This is a genomic window from Weizmannia acidilactici, from assembly GCF_008974225.1.
GTDB classification, from domain to species: Bacteria; Bacillota; Bacilli; order Bacillales; family Bacillaceae_C; genus Weizmannia; species Weizmannia acidilactici.
On sequence record NZ_BKZR01000028.1, the window covers coordinates 19538 to 40465 of the forward strand.

The following is a 20928-nucleotide window of genomic DNA, read 5'->3' on the forward strand; positions in this document are numbered from 1 at the left end:
GGCTATCTACCCCCATAACGGACTGTCTAGCGAATCGCCATGCACGGCGCATTAAAAAAACCATCAAGAATTCTTAATGGGTTTTCAAAAATATGCAGTTATATGGTAACAGGATTTTTTTGGAAACTCTCGGAATACAGGCTGTATGCCACGGTTTTCTTGTTGTCTTGCTTGAATACATCGATATGATCCTTGTGGCGATACACCATAAACCGGGCGTCCTTTTTCCCGATCTTCGCATCAATAATCAACGGCGTCCCGCTTTTTTCCGGAAGGACATAATATTTTTCCAAAAAAATCGCCTTGTTGAACTCGTTGATGACTTTACGTTTTTCGTCGCCTTCCAAATATTTTCCGTCGATGTTGACTGTCACATTTTCTTCATCAAGCTTCGGATGCACCTCAAATTTTCCGACAAACCAGTCTGCAACAAAAGTTGGAGGACAAGACACCAATAGTTTGACAATCGCAATCGCAAATATGCCGAGCACCCATGCCCACGTTGCCATTTTTCCCATCTCCGTTGTATATTTTTACATCCTTATTGTAAAACCAGTTAAAAACTGTTTCAATAGTGGAAACTCTGATATTTGTGACGATCATGTTACATTTTGTTGAATAAAAAAACTGCCTCCCTATTCGATAAGGAGACAGCAAGATGCTTATTCGGAATTCAAAACCAGTTATTTCTCCACGCCGGATATCCTTTCCACAATCTCCGCCAGCGCATCGCGGACCGGTGTAACCGGGCGGCCGAGCAATTTTTCAAAGTCGTTGCTCTCAACTTCGAGCGCGCCTTCACGGATGCCTTTCTGGATGTCAACCAGCATCGGGACAACCGCATTCGGAACGCCCGCTGCTTTCATGGCTTCGGCATATGCGGCGTCATCCACATGCTGCACCTGTACTTCTTTTCCTATAATCCCGCCAAGCACAGCGGCCAGTTCACCGTATGTCAACAGTTTTCCTGACAGCTCGTAAACCGTGTTTTCGTGCCCGCTGCCCGACAAGACCGCTGCCGCTGCTTCCGCATAATCGCGCTGCGGGGCCCAGCCGACTTTGCCTTTTCCGGCTGATGTTACCAATGGCGCGCCTGCCAAGACGCCTTGGACACTGCCGATTTCGTTTTCCAAATACCAGTTGTTGCGCAGGAAAGAATACGGGATGCCCGTTTTTAAAATCGCTTCTTCCGTCACTTTGTGCACCGGGGCAAGAAACATTTTGCTTTTCGCCGCATTCACAAGGCTTGTATATGCAATGAATCCGACCCCTGCCCGTTCAGCTGCTGCCACCGCGTTCGTGTGCTGCCGGATTCTTGTTTCGTTATCCCCGTCCGCAGAAATCATGAGCATCCGGTCGATCCCTTTAAAAGCTGTGTCCAATGTTTCCGGGTAATCGAAATCTCCGTGACGCACATCGACCCCCTTTTCCTTCAGCCCTTTTGCCTTCTCCGGATTGCGGACGCTCACCGCGAGCTGATCTGCCGGCACGGTTTTTAAGAGTATTTCCACCACTTTTGACCCAAGTTTCCCTGTTGCGCCCGTGACGAGTATTTTCATATCTGATCTGACTCCTCCTTTATCATCTTGTAACCATTTTAATTACAACATGTGTGGTTTGTCAAACTATCAATCCGGAGCCTGCCGCTTTGATCCCCTCAAAAAAACAGCTCAAAAATATGAGCGGCCTAACAAAGTATCAGGAGATGCCACTATGTGTCAACAGCTTTGAAATAAAAGTCCTGTCCAATTTCATCAAACAGTATAAATGAAGCATTTCATCACCTAAACTATTTTAACGCTATGATTCAGAGATGCCGGGGATGGAGATCAATCTATGCATACTCCGTTTGTCGGTAATTTTTAAAGTTGGAAAATACTTGCTCTCGCAATCCTAAAGTCAGCTGCCGAAAAAGAAAAATCCAACCCTCACCCACATATAATTGCTGTAAAATAAAATTAACAAGATTTCCTTGATCAGGAAGTGGTGAAAATGCCTGCCATCTTTTCATTCCTCATTCTTTTCGGCTTGCTGTCCGGAATGGTGCTTTTCCGAAAAAATTCCGTTCCGCAAAAAAGCGGCAAGAGATACAGCCATGAAACGATTTCGGTCATCATCCCGGCGAGAAATGAGGAAAAGCATTTGCCAGCATTATTGGAATCCTTATGGAGGCAAACAGTAAAACCGGATGAAATCATTGTCGTGGATGACCATTCCGAAGACCAGACAAAAGAAATAGCCGAGAGATGCGGCGCTGCCGTTTTTTTCGCGCCTGATCTTCCGGAAAGCTGGACGGGGAAAACTTGGGCCGTGTGGAACGGCTATTTGAGGTCAAGTGGAGATTTTTTGGTATTTTTGGATGCGGATATCCGCCTTGCTGAAAACGCCATTGCATCCCTCATCGCGGAACAAAAAAGACAGGGCGGCGTCATCTCCGTCGTTCCGTACCATCACACTGAAAAATTTCACGAAAAATTTGCGATGATCCTGAACTTATTGGGAATATTCGCGTTCACCTCGCCGTTTGAAAGGAAAAACCGGCAAAAAGGTCTTTATGGCGCCTGTATTGTAGCCACAAGAAAAGATTACGAAAAAATCGGCGGACACCAAAGCATCCACGCCGAAATGCTGGATGATCTCAATTTAGGTGCCCGGTTCCAAAATGCCGGGATCCGGGTCACAAATCTTATTGGCAGCGGGCTTGTCTCCTTCCGCATGTACCCGGACGGGATCAAAAGCGAACTGGAAGGTTTCGCAAAAGGCGCGGTATTGAGCACGTCCGCCATCCATTCTTTTACGCTCGCCGCCATTATTTTATGGATTCTTGGCCTGCTTTTATCCGAGCTCTGTTTCTTTTTGATCGGCACGCCCGGCTTTTTCCCTTTATGCGCAGGCTATCTCTTGTATGCAGCCCAAATCTATTTTTTCAACCGGCATGCGGGGAACTTCGGCATTCTCCACCCCGTTTGCCATTTTCTATCCACTATTTTTTCCCTTATTGTTGTCGGATACTCCCTTTACCAGGCTGTTTTTCGCAAAAAAGTGGTCTGGAAAGGCAGGTACATCCATGTCGGAAGGGGGCACAAATGATGACGCTTTTATTAACCGTGATCTGTTTTCTTTCCGGTTCTCTGATGTTTTCTTACTGGATCGGCTTTTTGTTGGAGATCAATATACGGGCAACGGGAGACGGGAATCCCGGTGCCGCGAATCTTTGGAAGGAAGCCGGGGCTGGATATGGGCTGCTCGGGATTGCGCTTGATTTTGGAAAAGGCTATTTGCCGGTATTCCTTATCATCCAATCCGGCGCCGTATCGGGATATGGGCTGGTTCCCGTTGCCCTTGCCCCTGTTTTCGGCCATGCCTTTTCCCCTTTTTTAAAAGGGAACGGCGGAAAAAGCCTTGCCGTCAGCTTCGGCGTTTGGAGCGCCTTGACGAAGTTCCGCGCATCGCTTACCTATGCCCTGATCCTTGCGTCCCTGTACGTTATCACGAAAATCATGAAAAAGGGTAAAAAAACCACAAGCAATGAAGATGGCATCCAAACGACCGTCGGGTTCCTGCTTTTGGCAGTTTATTTGTTTTGGAAACACTACCCCGGCTTTATCCATTGGATTTGGCTTGGCAACTTTTCCCTGCTTTTTTGGAAAAACAAACATGCCCTCGCCGAAAAGCTCAAACGCCCTTGATCCTTAAAAATTCCGGTCCAGCAATTTTCCCACTTGTTCTGCCACTTCCCGGGGCGGATAAGGCATGCCGTTTGACACCCACCATTCCACGATCCCTACAATGGCCGCACCAAAGAAATGGATGACGACATCTTTGCTTAACCCCTGATTTTTTTCTTCTGCCGCATCCACTTCCCCCTTTAACTCTTCGACAATTAATTGAAGAAACCTGGTACGGAAATAAGGGGCGCCTTTACTCTCCAGCATCGTTGAGAAGAATAAATAATTTTTTTCAAAGTAATCAAACCAGACCCATTCCCCATCGGTGAAACTCATATCGGCTGTGTCCTCGCACAGCTTCCGTAGCATGTCAATATGTTCTTCAATGAGCTTGTCGAGCAGATCAAATTTATCCACGTAATGAAGATAAATGGTTCCCCGGTTTACATCCGCTCTGTCGGCAATATCCTGAATGGTAATGTCATCAAAATTTTTTTCAGCCATCAGTTCAATTAAAGCATTTTTAATCGCTGCCTGGGATTTCAGGACTCTTCTATCCACGATTTCGCCACCTAACTTTCCTAGAGTTTATCAACAATTTCGATTTATTTGTGCAATAATCAACAAATTCTATCATTTTAACCATTGAAAGTTTTCCTGTTCCTTTTATAATTATAAACAGATGTTGATTAATCAATCAATATTGATTTTTTGTAAGGAGGAAATTGCAAATGGCATCATTAAAAGATAAAGTTGTCATCATTGCCGGCGCCTCAAGCGGTATCGGTGAAGCCACTGCTCGCCGTCTGGCAACAGAAGGCTCCAAACTTGTAATCGGTGCACGCCGTGTGGAGCGGTTAAAACAATTGGCTGAGTCTTTGCAGGATGCGGAAATCTATTATCAAGCAGCCGACGTAACCAAACCGGAAGATATGGAAGCCCTCGCTAAACTGGCGATGGACAAGTTCGGCCGCATTGATGTCATGTTTAATAATGCGGGGATTATGCCGACTGCCAATTTAAGCGAGCTCCGCCGCAATGAATGGCGGCAAATGCTGGACATCAACATCATGGGTGTGCTGAACGGTATCGCCGCTGTACTGCCGATCATGAAAAAACAGCAATCCGGCCATATTATTGCGACCGATTCCGTAGCCGGGCACCTCGTTTATCCGGGATCCGCTGTTTACTGCGGCACTAAGTTTGCCGTCCGCGCGATCATGGAAGGGCTGCGCCAGGAAGAAAGGGAAAATAACATCCGGTCAACGATTATTTCACCAGGCGCAGTCGATACCGAACTTTATACAACGATTAATGACCCTAAAAATCGTGAACGGGTAAAAAATAACCAACGTACGCCCGGGTTCGGACTTACTTCAGAACAAGTTGCGGATGCCGTCGCCTATGCCATCGGTACACCGGAAAATGTCGCCATCAGTGAAATATTAATCCGCCCGACGAAGCAAGTTCTTTGATCACTAAAAAGGAAAGGATGTTTAAAATGGCATTTCAAAAGCAAACGGCCGGACGCGAATTGCTTGGGGATTTTGCCCCTAAATTTGCAGAGTTGAATGATGATGTGCTGTTCGGCCAAGTCTGGTCGCGTGAAGCCGAACTCTCCGCCCGCGACCGCAGTTTAATCACAGTCGCCTGCCTGATCTCGGGCGGTAACTTTGAACAATTAAAAGTTCACTTAAACAAAGCAAAGGAAAATGGCGTCACCAAAGCAGAAATAGCAGAAGCCATTACCCATTTAGCCTTTTATACCGGCTGGCCGAAAGCCTGGTCCGCCTTCAATCTGGCGAAGGAAATTTACGCGGAAGACTGAGTAAAGCGCCGATACAACTGGTTAACTTCCTGTTCAGCATACCTTGAAAAAGAAGGTATGCTTTTTATGAATAAAAGCGAATGATTTTATACGATGTTTTTCTAAACGAAACAGCTCCCCGATCCTTTCCGGGCAATGAATTACAGCGATAAATGAAGAGACAATATGATGAAAAAACGAATCCCATTTGCCTCTCTGTTTGCCCGTCATTTACTGAATAGTTTTACATTATTGAAAAGCGAGGAATCATCAAATGGAATATGTGAAACTTGGAAATACAGGCCTGGACGTATCCCGGCTTTGCCTCGGCTGTATGAGCTTCGGTGTAGCTGAACGGTGGATTCATAAATGGGTGCTCGATGAAGAACACAGCCGCCCGATTATAAAAAAAGCCCTTGAGCTTGGCATCAATTTTTTTGATACGGCGAATGTGTATTCAATGGGGACAAGCGAGGAAATCCTTGGGAGGGCACTGAAGGATTATGCCAATCGTGATGAAATTGTCATTGCAACAAAGGTACATCAACGAATGCATGAAGGTCCCAATGGCGCAGGGCTCTCCCGTAAGGCGATCATGAGCGAAATCGATAAAAGCCTGAAGCAGCTCGGAACCGATTATGTAGACCTTTATATCATCCACCGCTGGGATTACAATACCCCGATTGAAGAAACGATGGAAGCTTTGCATGATGTGGTGAAGGCGGGAAAGACAAGGTATATTGGCGCTTCTTCCATGGCGGCATGGCAGTTCCAAAAGGCATTGCACGTGGCAGAGAAAAACGGCTGGACCCGGTTTGTGTCCATGCAAAATCATTACAACCTTATTTATCGCGAAGAAGAGCGGGAAATGATGCCGCTTTGCAAAGAAGAAAAAATAGCGGTGACACCGTACAGCCCGCTCGCATCCGGAAGATTGACGCGTGATTGGTCGGAAACAACACTTCGTTCCGAAACAGACGAAGTCCAGAAAATGAAATACGATAAGACCTCTGATGCAGATCGGCTGGTCGTGGAACGGGTTGCCTCACTCGCTGAAAAACGCGGCGTTCCCCGCATTCATATCTCCCTTGCCTGGCTGTTGCAAAAAGAACCGGTAACCGCCCCTATAATTGGTGCGACGAAAATCTCTCATCTCGAGGATGCCGTAGGGGCGCTCTCGGTTAAGTTAACGCCTGAAGAAATGGCATTTCTCGAAGAGCCGTATGTACCGCATCAAATCGTAGGGTTTCGTTAATCTTAGTCCAGAGGCAGCTGATGAGAATGATCGTTTGTAATACAATTTACTGACAATCGGGAGGATTTATAATGGAATACCGCACAGTAGGAAAAACAGGCATTAAAGTTTCAAATTTATGTTTCGGCACGATGTCTTTCGGCGGAAACGCAGATGAAGAAACATCAAAAGCCATGTATCAACGATGCCGGGAAGCCGGCATCAACTTCTTCGATACAGCCGATGTTTACAACGGGGGGCGCGCCGAGGAAATTTTAGGAGAATGCATCGCGCATGAACGCGACCAGATCGTGCTGACGACGAAAGTGTTTTGGCCGACAGGTGCCGATGTGAATGCACAGGGCTTATCCCGGCGCCACATCATACAAGGGGTTGAAGCCAGCCTGAAACGCTTAAAAACGGATTATATTGATTTTTATTTTGTCCATGATTTTGATGAGAACACGCCAATGGAAGAAACACTAAGGGCACTTGATGACCTGCAACGGCAGGGCAAAATTCTCTATCCCGCTGTCAGCAACTGGGCGGCCTGGCAAATCAGCAAGGCATTAGGGATTTCCGCAAAAGAACAGCTGGCGCGCTTTGAACTGATCCAGCCGATGTATAATCTTGTAAAACGCCAGGCTGAAGTGGAAATATTGCCGATGGCCAGGTCTGAACAAATAGGCGTCATTACGTACAGCCCGCTTGGCGCCGGTTTATTAACCGGTAAATACGGGGTCAACAAACGTCCTGAACACGGCCGGATTATAGAAGATGCCCGCTACCGTGACCGTTACGGCGCCGAAGAAGATTTTGTGACGGCTGAAAAGTTCACCCGCTATGCACAGGAACATGATGTGAAACCTGCAACATTAGCGGTTGCCTGGGTCATGGCGAATCCCGCTGTGACAGCCCCGATCATCGGCGCGCGTCATGTAAGCCAATTGGAAGATTCATTAGCAGCTGCCGATTTTAACATGACTCCGGAAATGTATACCGAAATTTCCGGTTTGTCACGCACCCCTGCCCCGGCAACAGACCGGACAGAGGTACTAACCGGGAAATGGAGATAAGCAATACTTATTAAAAGGGAAAAGATGATAAAATCTGATTTAAAGGGATCCAGCTTTAATGGCTGCATCATGGATCATACCAATTTCAACAGCTCAGATTTATCTGGAGTGTGTTTTGGTAATCAAATTTTCAGAGGAACCATTTTTAAACATACCGGATTAAAGGGAACCTCATTTAGAAATGCGACATTCTACAATGTTTCCTTCAAAACTGATGTAAAAAAAGCTGTTTTTGATGGGGCGAAGATGGATAAATTAACATATGCGCTTTTAAAGGGATATAAAGCAAATTTGAAAAATGTTACATTGATTTAAAATCGACAAGCATTAAAAGCACTATGGCTAGAGATATAAAAATGCTTAAATGAATTTAGATGGAAAAACCTGAGCACCGAAATTTCGGTGTTTTTTTATGCCTTTGGTTTTAGAAAAGGTGATTGCTTCTTAAATTTCTGATTTATGATTTGTATCCGCCTGAGAAGTCAAGCTTTCAAATAGTCGGTATATTCCCCATAATGGTAAAAATTAATATCCCGATTCCGCAAAAGTAATCTTCTTTATTGTAAATTATAAGCGGCCAATATTACCCACCTGCATCTCCCTAAAGAGTCTTGTAATCGCTTTTTTATACGCCTACAATTTCTCCAACCATGGTTTTTCCATTTGTCTAGGCTCCCAACGTGTATCTGTTACTTCATTGGCTTCATTCTTTTCCAAGCACCTCAAATTCGAATGAATCATCCCCCTCTTGTCCTTTTACAGCCGGAAATTTACAAATCTTCCCATACCCTTTAAGAAATGGGAGCCTAAAATGGTTACAAGCAATAGCGTTATTTTAGCAGACGCCTGATGAGGTAAATATGTGCTATTCCCAAATAAAAAAGGAAAGGGTAAACAATGGCGGAATAAAGGATTTTCCAATGATGGTAATTCAGCATACCGGCCTTAACAGCCAACCATTCATAAAACGTCCAGAAGGCCGTCATATAAACATAATAAAAAGCTTTTGACATGAAACCTTTGTGAAAAGGGTAGGCATTAATGATCAAAACGCCTGCCCCATACATTCCAAAGATCACGAAAAGTTGCATCCATTGAATAGGCGCATGAAAATAACCATACCAATCTAATTTTTTTATTAGAAATAATTCCAATAAAAGCTCGATAATCATATAAAATAATCCGGTCGCATGCACTTCAATTTTGCTGATTCTTTTCGGCACAAAGTAAGCTCCAATATTGAACAGCAGGAATGATAAAATCAGAAATGAATAAGTCAGTAAATGATTAGACATATTTCAGCCTCCATGATTGTTTACTTCTAATGGTTTCCACTAGGCAGCCGAACCATACTGAGAAAAACGTTTAAAGCGGCGAACCGGTTATTTTTTTGGCAGAACCTTTAGCGCTGTCGGGACTTCTTTAAGAAAAATATTGACTTTAGAAACCGGGTATTTATTATTCCCGTTGTACTTACGAAGTATAACTGAATCATGGTGGAGGCACTCTAATGAAAAAAATGAATTAGTCCGTTTTTCTGATGCATTATACCTTTACTTCCGGGCCTGGCAGACGGTCCAAAGCTTGGATATGCCATGATGGAAGACATCAGGACATTTAGCGGAACCCCATGGAACCGGGGACATTGTATGGTGCGATCGCGCAGTTAAAAAAAAACAAGGATGTATCAAAGCGCTTCCAACGAGAGAAAGGCGCCGCCCGTTCCGGATAATGGGCGAAGGCGTGGAAGCTCTTCGTGAACAAGTTTTAACCCTGGAAAAGGTGGCTCTTGTCGGGGAAAAGAGATTGGCGGCATTGGAGGGCTATTAATGCGCTGGTTATGACGTCTTTATCCCCGTGCATGGCGTGATCGGTACGAGGAAGGATGTTTTATAAGGTTTTAGGATCCCGCGTAAAAAAGCAAGGCGAACTCGCCATTCAATGAGATTGGCGAGTTTTTCTGTATAAACCCGATTTAGATATAGCATGAGCTTCAAAATTTATACAAAAGCAGGCGCATCATATTTCTGAAATTCGGAATGAAATACATGAAACGAAAAAGCAGGCGGGATTTCAGAGGAAGCTTGCGGATGTACTTTGTCCCCATGACAGAGACATTCGCCATTCTTTTCATGTCAGGATTGAGTTTATCGGAATCCCCAATATGGTCAACTGCCCATTTATGTTCGGCACCTGTTGTTTCATGTAAGTTTTTCTTTCCGGCATGTACCGCAAATGTATTCATCACATCAAACGCAATTTGCCCATTGGAGAAGTGATCTGTCAGCCGGTTCAGCAAGGTTTTGACTTCCGTTTCTGTAAGATACTCCAGCATCCCTTCCGCAATAATCATCACAGGATTATTGTCCGGAATGTTTTCCAACCAACCCGGATCGGTAACGGAAGACGGAACCATTTCATATCCGGGTTGATTGGAAAAGAATTTTTTGCGGATTTCAATCACTTCCGGATAATCGATGTCAAACCAGCGGACAGTTGATGGCGGGTGAATCCTTGAAATTCTTGTATCCAACCCGCAGCCAAGATTCAATACCGTTGCATTTGGATTGGTTTTAAGGAATTTTTGCAGCCATACATCAAATTGTTTCGCCCTGGCGACCATGATCTCATTGCCAAAATCCTTTAGCTTTTCAAAATCATAGTCAATCATGCCCAATATTTCTTCTGCTTTTTGATCATGTAAAATCGGGTGTTTTAATCGGTTGTCCAAAGCTTTTGCATACAAAGTAATTAGCAACGTTTCTTTTTCTTCATGTAAATGAATTTTGTGATTTTTGTCAGCCATGGGTATTTTTTCCTTCTCTTCAATCCCCTATCTTTTTTAACAATACATTCGTTTTATGGAGTGCAAATTTTAAATCGAGCTTCTCCTCGTCACTTAGCTTCGCCAAATGATTGCTGAAGTTTTCGTATACCTTTAACCATTTCTTATCTTGGATTTCCCTGCCTTTTTGCGTTAATGAAACCAATACGGCACGTTTATCCCCCGGATCAGACTCTTTCACGAGATAACCGTCCATTTCTAAATCCTTTATGATTTTTGTCAGCTGTTGCTTTGCAATCCCCAGCCCGGTGCTGATGTCTTTTAGATTCAAAGGCTTTTTTTGCATGTACATAAATTCAATGACATGGTTCTGCATATGCGATAATTCTGTCGCATCCATGTTTAATTCGCTGAAACTGCGGAATACATTTGGAATTAAAGCAATGTATTCATTTGCAATTTCTTCAATCATGCCCTTCACCTCTTCTATTAGTAATAATATTATTACTAAATGTGGTTAAAATCAATATATATTTTAATAAAATGTAAATTTATATTTACCAAATCTATTTAAGAAGTGGATAAGAGCGCGTTAAGATCTTCCTGTTAAGATGGTGTCGTCAACGAAAGAGATGGAAATCGGGATGGTTCCCGGATGGTCTCAAAAAACAAGGAAGGTAAACATGTTTTTGGCATTGAAAGAATTCAAGCATTCAAAACTTCGATACACTTTGATCATCCTCATTATGATTGCCATATTTTTGGTGTTTTTCGTTACCGGTTTGGCGAACGGGCTGGCGTTTGGTGACAGTTCTTCAATCCGGAATTTAAAGGCGGATGATCTTGTCCTGAATACAGATGCGGACGGGGTGATCGTAAAATCGGAATTGACAGCGGAACGAGCCGGCTACAAGTCTGGATTCGGAACGGGTAGGCCAGTTCAATCCGAATGGACTGGTGGCAAGGGTAAAAGCCCATATTTCAAGGTATGAGCGATTAACAAATCGAAAAAAAGAACTAGATGAGATCCGGGTGGGTCATAAAAGAAAAAAGGGGTGCCGCAAAAGTCGGTAAATAGACCAGGGATACCCCCTTTTTTGCTGATGATCATTGCTAAAGGGATGTGAAATTTGTGCTATTCATATATTTAAATCCCGTTTCTGGTAAAAGAAATAGGTCGATACAGAAAAAGCAGCAACGAGAAGAAGCGTAAGTACCACCTCAATGACATTTAGGCCGTCCCCGTTCACAATATCTTGATAAGGAAAATATTTAAAGGGAGAAAGAATATTTAACGCGTCAAGGTGATCGGCCAAATTTGTGATTTCATTGATCACGAACGAGCCAAACAAGATTGCAGCAGCAATTGATCCTGAAGCTTTTGGATTTTTCATCACAGCCGAAAGCATCGCTCCAAGCGTTAGAAATACCAGCTGGATGATCAACATACTCAAAAGAAACAGGACGATTTCTCCCGTAATATCTTTTCCCTTATTATAAGCTGAAACCAATAGGATCGAGGAAACTAAGGTAACAAGATTGATGATGATTACATTCACCAGCGCGGCAAAAAGCTTTGCGGTGATAACGGTGTTTCTTGATACCGGCTTTACCATCAGGAACTCCGTCGTTTTATCACGCTCTTCTTTTGCAATAATACCGCTTCCCAGCAGCACAGCATGGACCGCAGCCGCGAGTTCAATATACAGAAAAAGGAATGCGTAGAAACCGCCCATCGATGTCACATCAAAGGACGACATCCCAAATAGCGCCTTCATGGAATGCGGTAGCTTGTTTAAAGCTTCGCTTGCGGCCCCTCCGGAAGAATAAGTCGTATACTTGGTCATTCCACTGAGAATCCCGAGAAACATACAAATACTCCAGATGAGCAATGCTTTCAGGGTTGCCTTCATTTCCATTAAAAAAATATTCATTGTCAGGCTCCTCCTCATGCATGCGTTTCAGTTTACCGCATGGATATCCTTTTTGGTATAAATAACGTAGCTAGCTGCGATTGCAATCAGAAAAATGGCCGCCCCTGTAATGAGATATGAAAACTCATACGCTGTATGATTTATGATATAAGCCGTATTAAAGTAATTGAAAGGCGACAGATAGCGGACGAGTTTCTCGTTTTTCCCGGTCGAAATCAGCACTCCGATAATATAAAACCCGAAAACAACACCAAGTGAAATGGGAAGTGCCGACCGGAGTTTATTGAAGAACACCGATATGAACATCCCGATTGCAAAAAAGATAAGCTGCATAAATAATAGGGTTAAATTGATCAAAAAGAAAGTTTTCTCATCATAACTTCCTGTATTTACAAGCCGGACCAGGATGGATAAAGCTGCATAAAATACGATATCCGTAACCAGAAGCATCGTGATCGAGGCCAAAAGTTTGGCGCTGACAATGGCCGGACGTGAAACGGGTTTGACAAGCAAAAAATCTGCTGTCCGCTCCCGTGATTCTTTCGACAAAATCGAAATTCCGACATGCATACCTTGGATCGCGCCGCACAACAAAATAAAGGAAAAAACCATCGAATAAAACCCCAATATAGATGAAAAATAGTCCAGATTTACGCCGAGCATGGCTCTTATCGCCGGCGGATACCCGGTCAGTAATTTTTTAAAATCCTCCGCATCTTTTGCCACCCCGGGATAAACGGAAAGAAATAGCGCAGCCAGTGCAATGATGGCGCATGCCCATAGAATGGTTGATTTTCTTAGAGACTTGAGTTCATGCCAATACATATTCATATCGCTCAATTCTCCTTTTCATAGTAATGCATGAAAATTTCTTCAAGGTCCGGTTCTCCGATGGAAATATTGGCGAGATCCATTTCTGCAATGATTTTGATCATGGCGTTCATATTACCCCTGTAGATGAAGTTTACGGCATTCCCCTTCACTTTAAAGTCACTCACACCATCCACATGCTGGATCTCTTGCGGAATCTTTGATTTCACTTCAATGCTGATTCTCTTGTAGTTGTTCTCCTGCAGCGTGCTGATTTTCTCCAGTTTAATAATCCGCCCTTCTTTGATAAAGGCAACCCGGTCGCATAATTTCTGGACTTCGGTCAGAATGTGCGAGGAAAAGAACACCGTTGCACCTTTTTTGTTCTCTTCCCTGATGAGTTCAAAAAACTTCTGCTGCATGAGCGGGTCAAGCCCACTTGTCGGTTCATCAAGGATGATGAGTTTCGGTTCGTGCAGCAGACCCTGTACAATCCCGACTTTTTTCTTATTGCCAAATGAAAGATCATTAATTTTCTTTTTCAGATTAAGGTCCATGATTTCCGCAAGTTCATGAATCCGTTTTGTGCAGTCTTTTTTATAAAAACTGGCTGAGTATTTGAGCAGGTCAATCACTCTCATGCTGTCGTAGTAAAATACTTCTGAAGGGAGATAGCCCAATTCTTTTCTGACTTCTGGATGTTCGAAACAACTTTTGCCGAAGATCGTTGCCTGACCGCTTGTGGGATGAATCAGACCAAGCAATGTCCGGATTGTTGTCGATTTTCCCGCGCCATTCGGGCCAATGAAACCGAAAATCTCGCCCTGTTCAACATTTAAATTCACATCAATGATCCCCCTAGACCTGCCATACTGTTTCGTAAGATTCTTGATTTCAATTACATTCATGCGTGGTTCCCCCTGAACTTTTATTTATAAAAAGCATTTTTAAGCAGTTCCATACAGTCCATCAATTCTTCGTATGAAGCTTCGATATTCGGATTTTCCAACGTTTGAAAATGATTGAACCAACCTTCAGACATCCAAACCAGCATTTTCAAGACTTTATTTGGATCCACACCGTCTTTAAATTTAGAAGCATCAATCCCGTCAATCGCAACCTTATTGCGGAAGCTTTCAATTTCTTTATCGCCCAGAAAGGCATTAATATCAGGTCTTACTTCTTCATCCTTTTCAAAAAACATACTTGTTAAAAAAGATAAAATAGCAGGGTGCTTTTTGATCACCTGCAATTTTATGTCACCCGCAAGCTTAATCCTGTCAAAGAAATCAGTGACGCCCGGGTCAAATTTTTCATTAATTCCTTTCATTATTGTGTCCCCACACAACCGGATTAAATAAAGGTATAAGTCTTTTTTGGTGCCAAAGTAATGAAAGATCATCGGCTTTGAAATGCCGGCTTCAGCAGCAATGTCGCTCACCGATGTTTTTTTATATCCGTTCTTTCCAAAAGCGGTAAGTGCGGCATCCACAATTTTGTTTTGCTTTTCTTCGGGCAAACTCAAAAATTTCTCCATCAAACCACCTCGAATAAATAAATTGACCGATTCGGTTTATGTTATTATAGATCCATAAACCGAATCGGTCAATAAAATACAGACAAAAATATTGAATCCATTTTGGTTGTTTTGTTTATTGTCTACAACTTTGATGAAAACACACCAATGGAAGAAACACGAAGGGCGCTCGATAACCTGGAAAGGCAGGGCAAAATGCTCTTACCCTGCTGTCAGCAACCGGAGGCAGGGCAAATCAGCATGGCATCAGGAATATCCGCTAAAAAACAGTCGGCCCGCTTAAAGATCATATTTCACGTTCGTAAGCCATTTAACAATCTCAGGATCGCGATGTGAAAAGAAGACGCTTTGCTTCGTATCCAATGCAGCAATCTTTTCCATATCCTCTTTGTCCAATTCAAAGTCAAAGATATTGAAGTTCTCAATGATTCTTTCCTTGTGGACAGACTTTGGAATCGCAACGACGCCTCTTTGTGTTAACCAGCGCAATATCACCTGGGCAACGGATTTGTTATGTTTTTCAGCCAGTGAAACCAGAACTTCATTTTGGAACATGTTATTTCTACCTTCAGCAAAAGGCCCCCATGACTCGATCTGAACATTGTACTCTTTCATCACTTTCTCGCTCTCGATTTGCTGGCAGAAAGGATGGGTCTCGATCTGGTTCACAGCAGGGACAACTTCGTTATGGGAGATCAAATCGACAAGGCGGTCCATCTGGAAGTTGCTGACGCCGATTGCCCGGATTTTCCCTTCCCGGTACAATTCCTCCATCGCACGCCAGGCGCCGTAATAATCATTAAACGGCTGGTGGATCAAATACAAATCCAAATAATCTAATTGCAGTTTTTCCAGAGATTTCGCAAATGCTTTCTTGGCGCTCTCATAACCGGCATCCTGAATCCAAAGTTTTGTCGTAACAAACAATTCCTTCCTCGGCACACCGCTCCGTTTAATGGCTCTGCCGACCGCTTCTTCATTCATATAAGCGGCAGCCGTGTCAATCAGGCGGTAACCCGTCATCAAGGCGTCATAAACGGCTTGTTCACATTGATCTGCATCCTCAATTTGATAAACCCCGAAACCAAGAATCGGCATTTCAACGCCATTGTTTAAAGTGACTTTTTGCATTTGAAATCCTCCTGTCTTTTAATGTGATGACGCATTTTGCAACTTTAACATCCGTGTGCTAGTATTAGCCTAGCACCTTCGAGCAACACGAAGTCAAGTGATTCAGAAAAATTTTTTCAAGGGGAGGGATTGCCATGTATACAGTGAAAGAAGTGGCCCAGCTGCTTGAATTGACTGAACATACTATCCGATATTATACAGATAAGGGCTTGGTCCCAAGCGTACAACGGGACAAAAACAATAACCGCCTTTTCGATGATGAATCCATCAATTGGCTTACAGGCGTAAAATATTTAAAACAATGCGGAATGTCCGTGAAAGACATCAAAACTTATGTAGATTTGTGTTTGGAAGGCGATGCTACGATTGAAGAACGCTATGAAATCATCCTGAAACAAAAAGAAATTGCGCTGCAACGGCTAGAAGAAGCGAAACGAACAGCTGAATATATGGAAGAAAAAGCGAAGCATTACCTTGATATTATCAATCATGTGATACCGGATGACACGAATCCCGGGAAATGGGAAAAAATGGAAAGATGATGATACATTCATAGAAAAGGGCTATCCCCCAAGCCCCGCCGACAAACACAATTTTTCCCGGCGGGGTTTTCTCTGCTTATATAACATTTTTTTAAATCTGCCGGGTTTACAAATTCCGCTCCAGTAAAATCCCGATTTGCTGCGCCATCACTTCCGGCGGATAAGGCATCCCATTCGTAATCCACCATTCCACGATCCCTACATATGACGATACAATGAATTGTAGAATGACATCTTCGTTTAATCCCTGGTTTTTTCCTTCTTTTACATTCACTTCATCCTTGAACTCTTCCATCAAAAACTCATGGAAACGGGTGCGGAAATGGCGCGCCCCTTTGCTCGCCATCATCGTTGAAAAGAATTGATAATGGCTTTCAATGTATTCGAACCATGGCAGATTCGCTTCATCATACTCCATTTCAGCTGTCGTTTCACAGATTCTTTTCATTTCGTGAATATGCTCTTCGATCAACTTATCGAGCAGATCATACTTATCTACGTAATGAAGATAAACGGTGCCCCGGCTGACATCCGCCCTGTCTGCAATATCCTGTATGGTCACGGCATCAAAACCTTTTTCAGCCATCAGTTCAATCAACGCTTTTTTAATCGCTTCCTGTGATTTGATTATTCTCCTGTCGACTTTCGGCATCTAAACATTCACCCTGCTTTATGAACAATTTTTATGGATTTGTTCATTAATAAACAATTTAAGCTCAATTAACAATTGTATACCTCTTATTTCTGTTTATAATTATAAACAAATGTTTAATAATATATCAATGTTCAACTTTCTCCTGAAAGGGTGATCCATTATGCAAAAACGTACATTAGGAAAAAGCGGGCTCGAAGTTTCGACAATCGGCCTTGGCTGCATGGGTATGAGCCATGGATATGGTCCGGCAGCAGATAAGAAAGAAATGATTTCGCTGATCCATGCAGCGATTGACCGCGGGGTGACTTTCTTTGATACCGCCGAAGTATACGGCCCGTATATCAATGAAGAACTGGTGGGCGAAGCACTTGCTCCTTACAAGGGAAAAGTCGTCATTGCCACCAAATTCGGCATCCAAATGAAAGATGGCAAGCAGGTACTTGACAGCAAACCGGAGACCATCAGAAAGTCCGTCGAAGGCTCGCTCAAACGGCTTCAGGTTGAAACGATTGACCTGTACTATCAGCATCGCGTTGACCCGGACGTGCCGATCGAGGAAGTGGCCGGCGTCATTCAAGATCTCATTAAAGAAGGAAAGATCCGGAATTGGGGGCTTTCTGAAGCAGGAGTGGAAACGATCCGCCGCGCACATGCGGTTCAGCCGGTCACTGCCGTCCAAAGCGAATACTCCATGATGTGGAGAAGCCCTGAAGAAGAACTGCTCCCTGCACTTGAGGAACTAGGGATCGGCTTTGTACCGTTCAGCCCGCTCGGAAAAGGCTTCCTTACCGGAACAATTCATAAAAATGCCACATTCGCGGAGTCTGACTTCCGCAGCATCGTCCCCCGCTTCCAACCGGAGAACATTGAAGCCAACCAGGTTTTGGTTGACCTCATCAAAAAGGTTGCAGCAAGCAAAAACGCAACGTCGGCCCAAATTGCGCTCGCATGGGTGCTTGCCCAAAAACCGTGGATTGTCCCGATTCCGGGCACGCGCAAACTGGAACGCCTTGAAGAAAATTTGGGCGCCGCAGACGTTGAGCTGACGCCTGAAGAACTGAAGGATCTGAACGATGTGCTTTCAAAAATCAAAATTTCGGGGGACCGCTATCAGGCAGGTTCGGATTATGCAAACCGGACGGGTAAATAATAAATGGCACAGTTTTTACTCTACTCTAGAACAAGTGAAAAGGGGTCATACCTTTTACGAATGTATTAATTCTTGGCGCAAACGGGTCCATTGCCCGCCATGCGATTGAATTATTCCTCAACGAAACTGATGCACAGCTGACGCTTTATTTGCGCAACGCAAAGAGGCTGCAGCATCTTGAGCCTAACCGCGTCCGCATTATCGAAGGCGATGTGTTGGATATTGAAAAACGAAAAGAAGCCATGATTGGGCAAGATGTGGTTTATGCCAATCTTGCCGGCAGATTGGAACAAATGGCAAAAACTGTTGTCAAAGCAATGGATACGACCGGCCTGAAACGTCTTATTTGGATCAGTTCGATGGGAATTTATGGTGAAGTCCCAGGAGAGCGGTACAGCAGTATCTTGGATCCATACGAACGTCAGCCGAGATCATTGAAGCCTCAGACCTCGACTATACAATTTTAAAGCCGGGATGGTTTACCAGCAAAGATGAAATCGGCTATGAAATTACCCGAAAAGGTGAGCCATTTAAAGGGCATGATGTGTCGCGTAAAAGTGTTGCAGACATGGTTGTGAAATTGGCTTTAAACCCGGAATTGGGGGTCCGCCAAAGCCTGGGGTTAGTAAACCAAATTCATAACTTTGGGTTTAATGCATGCGGCAACTTTGATTATCCAATAAAAATATACAATTTTATATGGATTGTTCATTAATATACAAATTACGGTTATTTAACAATTGTAAGCATACCAATTCTGCTTATAATTATGAACAGATGTTTAATTTTATATAAATGTTCATTTCAAAAAAAACAAACAAAAGAAGGGCTTATATGACGAATGTTTTAATTTTGGGCGCAAACGGCCGGATTTCACGTCTTGCAAGGGATCTTTTCCTGAAAGAAACCGACGTGAAGCTGACGCTTTATTTGCGCAATGCACACAGGCTGAAAATGGTTAATCCGGAACGGGAACGTATCATTGAAGGGGATGTCAATGATCTTGAAAAACTGAAAGAAGCGATGGCCGGGCAGGATGTCGTTTATTCTAACATAGGCTCAGATATTGTAAGAGCAACCAAAAATATTGTGGCAGCGATGGAAAAAACAAGTGTAAAAAGACTCATCGCGATTAATGCTTTAGGCATTTATGACGAAGTGCCGGGCAAGTTCGGGGAATGGAATAAAAGAATGTGCGGCAGCAACCTTTTTGAATTCCGAAAAGCGGCCGATATCATAGAAGCATCCGATCTTGATTACACCATTATCAGGGGAGCCTGGTTCACAAATAAAGACGAAGTGGATTATGAAATTACACAAAAAGGCGAGCCGTTCAAAGGAACAGAAATTTCCCGAAAAAGCATTGCCGCTTTTGTGGTGAAATTAGCCGTAACACCGGGATTGGAAGTCCGCCACAGTGTCGGCATCAATAAACCAAATACGGATGGCGACAAACCGGCTTTTTACTAAAAATCGCCGGAGGATCACGAACATGAAGAAACAGGAAAGCGGCTACCGGTGGGGCGTATTTGGGACCGTCTTACTGGCTTACTTTTTTATCATCAGCCAAAGAACAGCTCCTTGGCTGATCACGATTCTGCTTGTAACGGGCGGCAGAGGTTATTATCAGGAAGAAGGCAAACCGGCCCGCGAACTTCATACCGGGGATGTCGTCAAGATTGCACCAGGTGTAAAACATTGGCACGGCGCTGCACCGGACAGCTAGTTTACGCATATCGCGATCAGTACAAAATGTCCAAAACGGGGACACCGAGTGGCTGGAACCCGTAACGGATGAAGCATATAACCATTAAATTAAAGGGGAGATGTGAAGATGTCGAATATTCAAGATAAAGTAGTTATTATTACAGGTGCTTCAAGCGGAATCGGGGAAGCGACAGCAAAAGAACTGGCAGTGAAAGGCGCGAAGCTGGTGCTGGCAGCCCGCCGCGAGGACCGGTTAAAAAAGCTGCAGGAAGAAATTCAAAGCAATGGCGGACAGGCTGTTTACAAAGTGACAGATGTAACGAAGTATGAACAAGTGGAAGAATTGGCTGCATTTGCATTGAAGAAATTCGGGACAATCGATGTATTAATCAATAACGCCGGGGTTATGCCGCATTCATTTTTATACAAGAAAAAAGTGGAAGATTGGGATAAGATGATCGACGTCAATATTAAAGGCGTTCTTTACGGCATTGCGGCTGTACTCCCAACCATGAGGGAACGTAAATCCGGCCATATTATTAATCTTTCTTCTGTGGCAGGCCATTTTGTCGGGGCAGGCAGCACAGTCTATGCCGGAACGAAATTTGCTGTGCGCGCGATTTCAGAAGGCCTTCGGAAAGAAGAGTATGCCAACAATATCCGCACCACCATTATCTCGCCGGGGGCTGTGGATACGGAATTGCCAAGTGCCATTACAGATATGGATCTCAAACCCGGCATTGATGAGATTTATAAAGGCGCCATCGCGGCGGACAGAATTGCCCGCGCCATTGCGTTTGCTATTGAAATGCCGGGAGATACCGCCATTAATGAAATGATTATCCGCCCTACACGCCAAGAGCGGTAAACCGAGGCATTTTGAAGCATGGAA

25 protein-coding genes and 1 pseudogene are annotated in these 20928 nt (G+C 43.8%); 14 read left to right on the forward strand and 12 right to left on the reverse strand.

Annotated features, from left to right (window positions below; genetic code table 11):
• Positions 1-98 precede the first annotated feature (98 nt).
• Both GBH70_RS11000 and GBH70_RS11005 read right to left on the reverse strand, forming a co-directional pair.
• The gene (locus GBH70_RS11000) at positions 99-509 is read right to left on the reverse strand and encodes a YfmQ family protein (protein ID WP_151681091.1); all 411 of its coding nucleotides are present in this window, start codon (positions 507-509) and stop codon (positions 99-101) included.
• Between the two features lie 174 nt (positions 510-683).
• On the reverse strand, positions 684-1559 hold the full coding sequence (locus tag GBH70_RS11005) for an SDR family oxidoreductase (protein ID WP_151681092.1): 876 nt from the start codon (positions 1557-1559) through the stop codon (positions 684-686).
• A gap of 433 nt (positions 1560-1992) precedes the next feature.
• Between GBH70_RS11005 and GBH70_RS11010 the strand changes: the two genes are divergently transcribed.
• Together GBH70_RS11010 and GBH70_RS11015 are read left to right on the forward strand one after the other, a co-directional pair.
• Positions 1993-3090 (forward strand): glycosyltransferase family 2 protein, encoded by a 1098-nt coding sequence (locus GBH70_RS11010; protein ID WP_151681093.1) that lies wholly within the window; start codon positions 1993-1995, stop codon positions 3088-3090.
• Complete coding sequence (locus GBH70_RS11015) at positions 3090-3689, forward strand: glycerol-3-phosphate acyltransferase (RefSeq protein ID WP_151681117.1); 600 nt, start codon at positions 3090-3092, stop codon at positions 3687-3689. Before GBH70_RS11010 ends, GBH70_RS11015 begins: the two co-directional genes overlap by 1 nt.
• Positions 3690-3692: 3 nt before the next feature.
• On the opposite strand, the gene GBH70_RS11020 is transcribed toward GBH70_RS11015, so the two are convergent.
• Positions 3693-4229, reverse strand: a complete 537-nt coding sequence (locus GBH70_RS11020) for a TetR/AcrR family transcriptional regulator (RefSeq protein ID WP_259370050.1) — start codon at positions 4227-4229, stop codon at positions 3693-3695.
• Between the two features lie 170 nt (positions 4230-4399).
• Here GBH70_RS11020 and GBH70_RS11025 point away from each other — a divergent pair, with 170 nt between their 5' ends.
• The 5 genes from GBH70_RS11025 to GBH70_RS11045 all read left to right on the forward strand — a co-directional run bounded on the left by GBH70_RS11025 (position 4400) and on the right by GBH70_RS11045 (position 8100).
• Positions 4400-5143: an SDR family oxidoreductase gene (locus tag GBH70_RS11025; protein ID WP_151681094.1), complete on the forward strand. Its 744-nt coding sequence runs from the start codon at positions 4400-4402 to the stop codon at positions 5141-5143.
• A gap of 26 nt (positions 5144-5169) precedes the next feature.
• Positions 5170-5496: a carboxymuconolactone decarboxylase family protein gene (locus GBH70_RS11030; protein ID WP_151681095.1), complete on the forward strand. Its 327-nt coding sequence runs from the start codon at positions 5170-5172 to the stop codon at positions 5494-5496.
• A gap of 253 nt (positions 5497-5749) precedes the next feature.
• Positions 5750-6730 carry an aldo/keto reductase gene (locus GBH70_RS11035; protein WP_151681096.1) on the forward strand — a complete coding sequence of 327 codons (981 nt, stop codon included), beginning with the start codon at positions 5750-5752 and terminating at the stop codon, positions 6728-6730.
• 71 nt (positions 6731-6801) lie between these two features.
• Positions 6802-7785 carry an aldo/keto reductase gene (locus tag GBH70_RS11040; protein WP_151681097.1) on the forward strand — a complete coding sequence of 328 codons (984 nt, stop codon included), beginning with the start codon at positions 6802-6804 and terminating at the stop codon, positions 7783-7785.
• A 24-nt stretch (positions 7786-7809) separates the two neighbouring features.
• Entirely contained in the window at positions 7810-8100 is a 291-nt protein-coding gene (locus tag GBH70_RS11045; protein ID WP_151681098.1) for a pentapeptide repeat-containing protein, read from the forward strand.
• A 515-nt stretch (positions 8101-8615) separates the two neighbouring features.
• Here GBH70_RS11045 and GBH70_RS11050 read toward each other — a convergent pair.
• The 3 genes from GBH70_RS11050 to GBH70_RS11065 all read right to left on the reverse strand — a co-directional run bounded on the left by GBH70_RS11050 (position 8616) and on the right by GBH70_RS11065 (position 11042).
• Entirely contained in the window at positions 8616-9008 is a 393-nt protein-coding gene (locus tag GBH70_RS11050; protein ID WP_216643883.1) for a CBO0543 family protein, read from the reverse strand.
• 770 nt (positions 9009-9778) lie between these two features.
• Positions 9779-10591: a class I SAM-dependent methyltransferase gene (locus GBH70_RS11060; protein WP_151681100.1), complete on the reverse strand. Its 813-nt coding sequence runs from the start codon at positions 10589-10591 to the stop codon at positions 9779-9781.
• Positions 10592-10610: 19 nt separating this feature from the next.
• Positions 10611-11042: a MarR family winged helix-turn-helix transcriptional regulator gene (locus GBH70_RS11065; RefSeq protein ID WP_151681101.1), complete on the reverse strand. Its 432-nt coding sequence runs from the start codon at positions 11040-11042 to the stop codon at positions 10611-10613.
• A gap of 211 nt (positions 11043-11253) precedes the next feature.
• Between GBH70_RS11065 and GBH70_RS16790 the strand changes: the two genes are divergently transcribed.
• Positions 11254-11562 carry a hypothetical protein gene (locus GBH70_RS16790; RefSeq protein ID WP_172967479.1) on the forward strand — a complete coding sequence of 103 codons (309 nt, stop codon included), beginning with the start codon at positions 11254-11256 and terminating at the stop codon, positions 11560-11562.
• A gap of 147 nt (positions 11563-11709) precedes the next feature.
• Here GBH70_RS16790 and GBH70_RS11075 read toward each other — a convergent pair whose 3' ends face one another.
• The 5 genes from GBH70_RS11075 to GBH70_RS11095 form a co-directional block, all read right to left on the reverse strand.
• A complete protein-coding gene (locus GBH70_RS11075; protein WP_151681102.1) occupies positions 11710-12504 on the reverse strand; it encodes an ABC transporter permease subunit in 795 nt (264 codons plus the stop codon).
• 27 nt (positions 12505-12531) lie between these two features.
• Positions 12532-13335 (reverse strand): ABC transporter permease subunit, encoded by an 804-nt coding sequence (locus GBH70_RS11080; protein WP_151681103.1) that lies wholly within the window; start codon positions 13333-13335, stop codon positions 12532-12534.
• A 5-nt stretch (positions 13336-13340) separates the two neighbouring features.
• Positions 13341-14222: an ABC transporter ATP-binding protein gene (locus GBH70_RS11085; RefSeq protein ID WP_151681104.1), complete on the reverse strand. Its 882-nt coding sequence runs from the start codon at positions 14220-14222 to the stop codon at positions 13341-13343.
• A gap of 20 nt (positions 14223-14242) precedes the next feature.
• Entirely contained in the window at positions 14243-14851 is a 609-nt protein-coding gene (locus tag GBH70_RS11090; RefSeq protein ID WP_151681105.1) for a TetR/AcrR family transcriptional regulator, read from the reverse strand.
• 279 nt (positions 14852-15130) lie between these two features.
• Positions 15131-15982, reverse strand: a complete 852-nt coding sequence (locus GBH70_RS11095; protein ID WP_151681106.1) for an aldo/keto reductase — start codon at positions 15980-15982, stop codon at positions 15131-15133.
• 134 nt (positions 15983-16116) lie between these two features.
• Here GBH70_RS11095 and GBH70_RS11100 point away from each other — a divergent pair, with 134 nt between their 5' ends.
• Positions 16117-16524 (forward strand): MerR family transcriptional regulator, encoded by a 408-nt coding sequence (locus tag GBH70_RS11100; RefSeq protein WP_151681107.1) that lies wholly within the window; start codon positions 16117-16119, stop codon positions 16522-16524.
• 106 nt (positions 16525-16630) lie between these two features.
• Here GBH70_RS11100 and GBH70_RS11105 read toward each other — a convergent pair whose 3' ends face one another.
• A complete protein-coding gene (locus tag GBH70_RS11105; protein ID WP_151681108.1) occupies positions 16631-17176 on the reverse strand; it encodes a TetR/AcrR family transcriptional regulator in 546 nt (181 codons plus the stop codon).
• A gap of 163 nt (positions 17177-17339) precedes the next feature.
• Here GBH70_RS11105 and GBH70_RS11110 point away from each other — a divergent pair, with 163 nt between their 5' ends.
• The 5 genes and pseudogenes from GBH70_RS11110 (at position 17340) to GBH70_RS11130 (ending at position 20904) form a co-directional block, all read left to right on the forward strand.
• Complete coding sequence (locus GBH70_RS11110) at positions 17340-18329, forward strand: aldo/keto reductase (protein WP_151681109.1); 990 nt, start codon at positions 17340-17342, stop codon at positions 18327-18329.
• A gap of 104 nt (positions 18330-18433) precedes the next feature.
• Positions 18434-19044 (forward strand): annotated as a pseudogene (locus GBH70_RS11115) (NAD(P)H-binding protein).
• A gap of 119 nt (positions 19045-19163) precedes the next feature.
• The gene (locus GBH70_RS11120) at positions 19164-19799 is read left to right on the forward strand and encodes an SDR family oxidoreductase (RefSeq protein WP_151681110.1); all 636 of its coding nucleotides are present in this window, start codon (positions 19164-19166) and stop codon (positions 19797-19799) included.
• A 22-nt stretch (positions 19800-19821) separates the two neighbouring features.
• Positions 19822-20055 carry a cupin domain-containing protein gene (locus GBH70_RS17815; RefSeq protein WP_371862169.1) on the forward strand — a complete coding sequence of 78 codons (234 nt, stop codon included), beginning with the start codon at positions 19822-19824 and terminating at the stop codon, positions 20053-20055.
• Positions 20056-20163: 108 nt separating this feature from the next.
• The gene (locus GBH70_RS11130; protein ID WP_151681111.1) at positions 20164-20904 is read left to right on the forward strand and encodes an SDR family oxidoreductase; all 741 of its coding nucleotides are present in this window, start codon (positions 20164-20166) and stop codon (positions 20902-20904) included.
• The last annotated feature ends 24 nt before the right edge of the window (positions 20905-20928 follow it).

Excerpts from the sequence above, each read along its gene's own strand:
- GBH70_RS11000 (WP_151681091.1), bottom strand. The coding sequence starts at position 509 with ATGGCAACGTGGGCATGGGTGCTCGGCATATTTGCGATTGCGATTGTC.
- GBH70_RS11005 (WP_151681092.1), bottom strand. The coding sequence starts at position 1,559 with ATGAAAATACTCGTCACGGGCGCAACAGGGAAACTTGGGTCAAAAGTG.
- GBH70_RS11010 (WP_151681093.1), top strand. The coding sequence starts at position 1,993 with ATGCCTGCCATCTTTTCATTCCTCATTCTTTTCGGCTTGCTGTCCGGA.
- GBH70_RS11015 (WP_151681117.1), top strand. The coding sequence starts at position 3,090 with ATGACGCTTTTATTAACCGTGATCTGTTTTCTTTCCGGTTCTCTGATG.
- GBH70_RS11025 (WP_151681094.1), top strand. The coding sequence starts at position 4,400 with ATGGCATCATTAAAAGATAAAGTTGTCATCATTGCCGGCGCCTCAAGC.
- GBH70_RS11030 (WP_151681095.1), top strand. The coding sequence starts at position 5,170 with ATGGCATTTCAAAAGCAAACGGCCGGACGCGAATTGCTTGGGGATTTT.
- GBH70_RS11035 (WP_151681096.1), top strand. The coding sequence starts at position 5,750 with ATGGAATATGTGAAACTTGGAAATACAGGCCTGGACGTATCCCGGCTT.
- GBH70_RS11040 (WP_151681097.1), top strand. The coding sequence starts at position 6,802 with ATGGAATACCGCACAGTAGGAAAAACAGGCATTAAAGTTTCAAATTTA.
- GBH70_RS11045 (WP_151681098.1), top strand. The coding sequence starts at position 7,810 with ATGATAAAATCTGATTTAAAGGGATCCAGCTTTAATGGCTGCATCATG.
- GBH70_RS11060 (WP_151681100.1), bottom strand. The coding sequence starts at position 10,591 with ATGGCTGACAAAAATCACAAAATTCATTTACATGAAGAAAAAGAAACG.
- GBH70_RS11065 (WP_151681101.1), bottom strand. The coding sequence starts at position 11,042 with ATGATTGAAGAAATTGCAAATGAATACATTGCTTTAATTCCAAATGTA.
- GBH70_RS16790 (WP_172967479.1), top strand. The coding sequence starts at position 11,254 with ATGTTTTTGGCATTGAAAGAATTCAAGCATTCAAAACTTCGATACACT.
- GBH70_RS11075 (WP_151681102.1), bottom strand. The coding sequence starts at position 12,504 with ATGAATATTTTTTTAATGGAAATGAAGGCAACCCTGAAAGCATTGCTC.
- GBH70_RS11080 (WP_151681103.1), bottom strand. The coding sequence starts at position 13,335 with ATGAATATGTATTGGCATGAACTCAAGTCTCTAAGAAAATCAACCATT.
- GBH70_RS11085 (WP_151681104.1), bottom strand. The coding sequence starts at position 14,222 with ATGAATGTAATTGAAATCAAGAATCTTACGAAACAGTATGGCAGGTCT.
- GBH70_RS11090 (WP_151681105.1), bottom strand. The coding sequence starts at position 14,851 with ATGGAGAAATTTTTGAGTTTGCCCGAAGAAAAGCAAAACAAAATTGTG.
- GBH70_RS11095 (WP_151681106.1), bottom strand. The coding sequence starts at position 15,982 with ATGCAAAAAGTCACTTTAAACAATGGCGTTGAAATGCCGATTCTTGGT.
- GBH70_RS11100 (WP_151681107.1), top strand. The coding sequence starts at position 16,117 with ATGTATACAGTGAAAGAAGTGGCCCAGCTGCTTGAATTGACTGAACAT.
- GBH70_RS11105 (WP_151681108.1), bottom strand. The coding sequence starts at position 17,176 with ATGCCGAAAGTCGACAGGAGAATAATCAAATCACAGGAAGCGATTAAA.
- GBH70_RS11110 (WP_151681109.1), top strand. The coding sequence starts at position 17,340 with ATGCAAAAACGTACATTAGGAAAAAGCGGGCTCGAAGTTTCGACAATC.
- GBH70_RS11120 (WP_151681110.1), top strand. The coding sequence starts at position 19,164 with ATGACGAATGTTTTAATTTTGGGCGCAAACGGCCGGATTTCACGTCTT.
- GBH70_RS17815 (WP_371862169.1), top strand. The coding sequence starts at position 19,822 with ATGAAGAAACAGGAAAGCGGCTACCGGTGGGGCGTATTTGGGACCGTC.
- GBH70_RS11130 (WP_151681111.1), top strand. The coding sequence starts at position 20,164 with ATGTCGAATATTCAAGATAAAGTAGTTATTATTACAGGTGCTTCAAGC.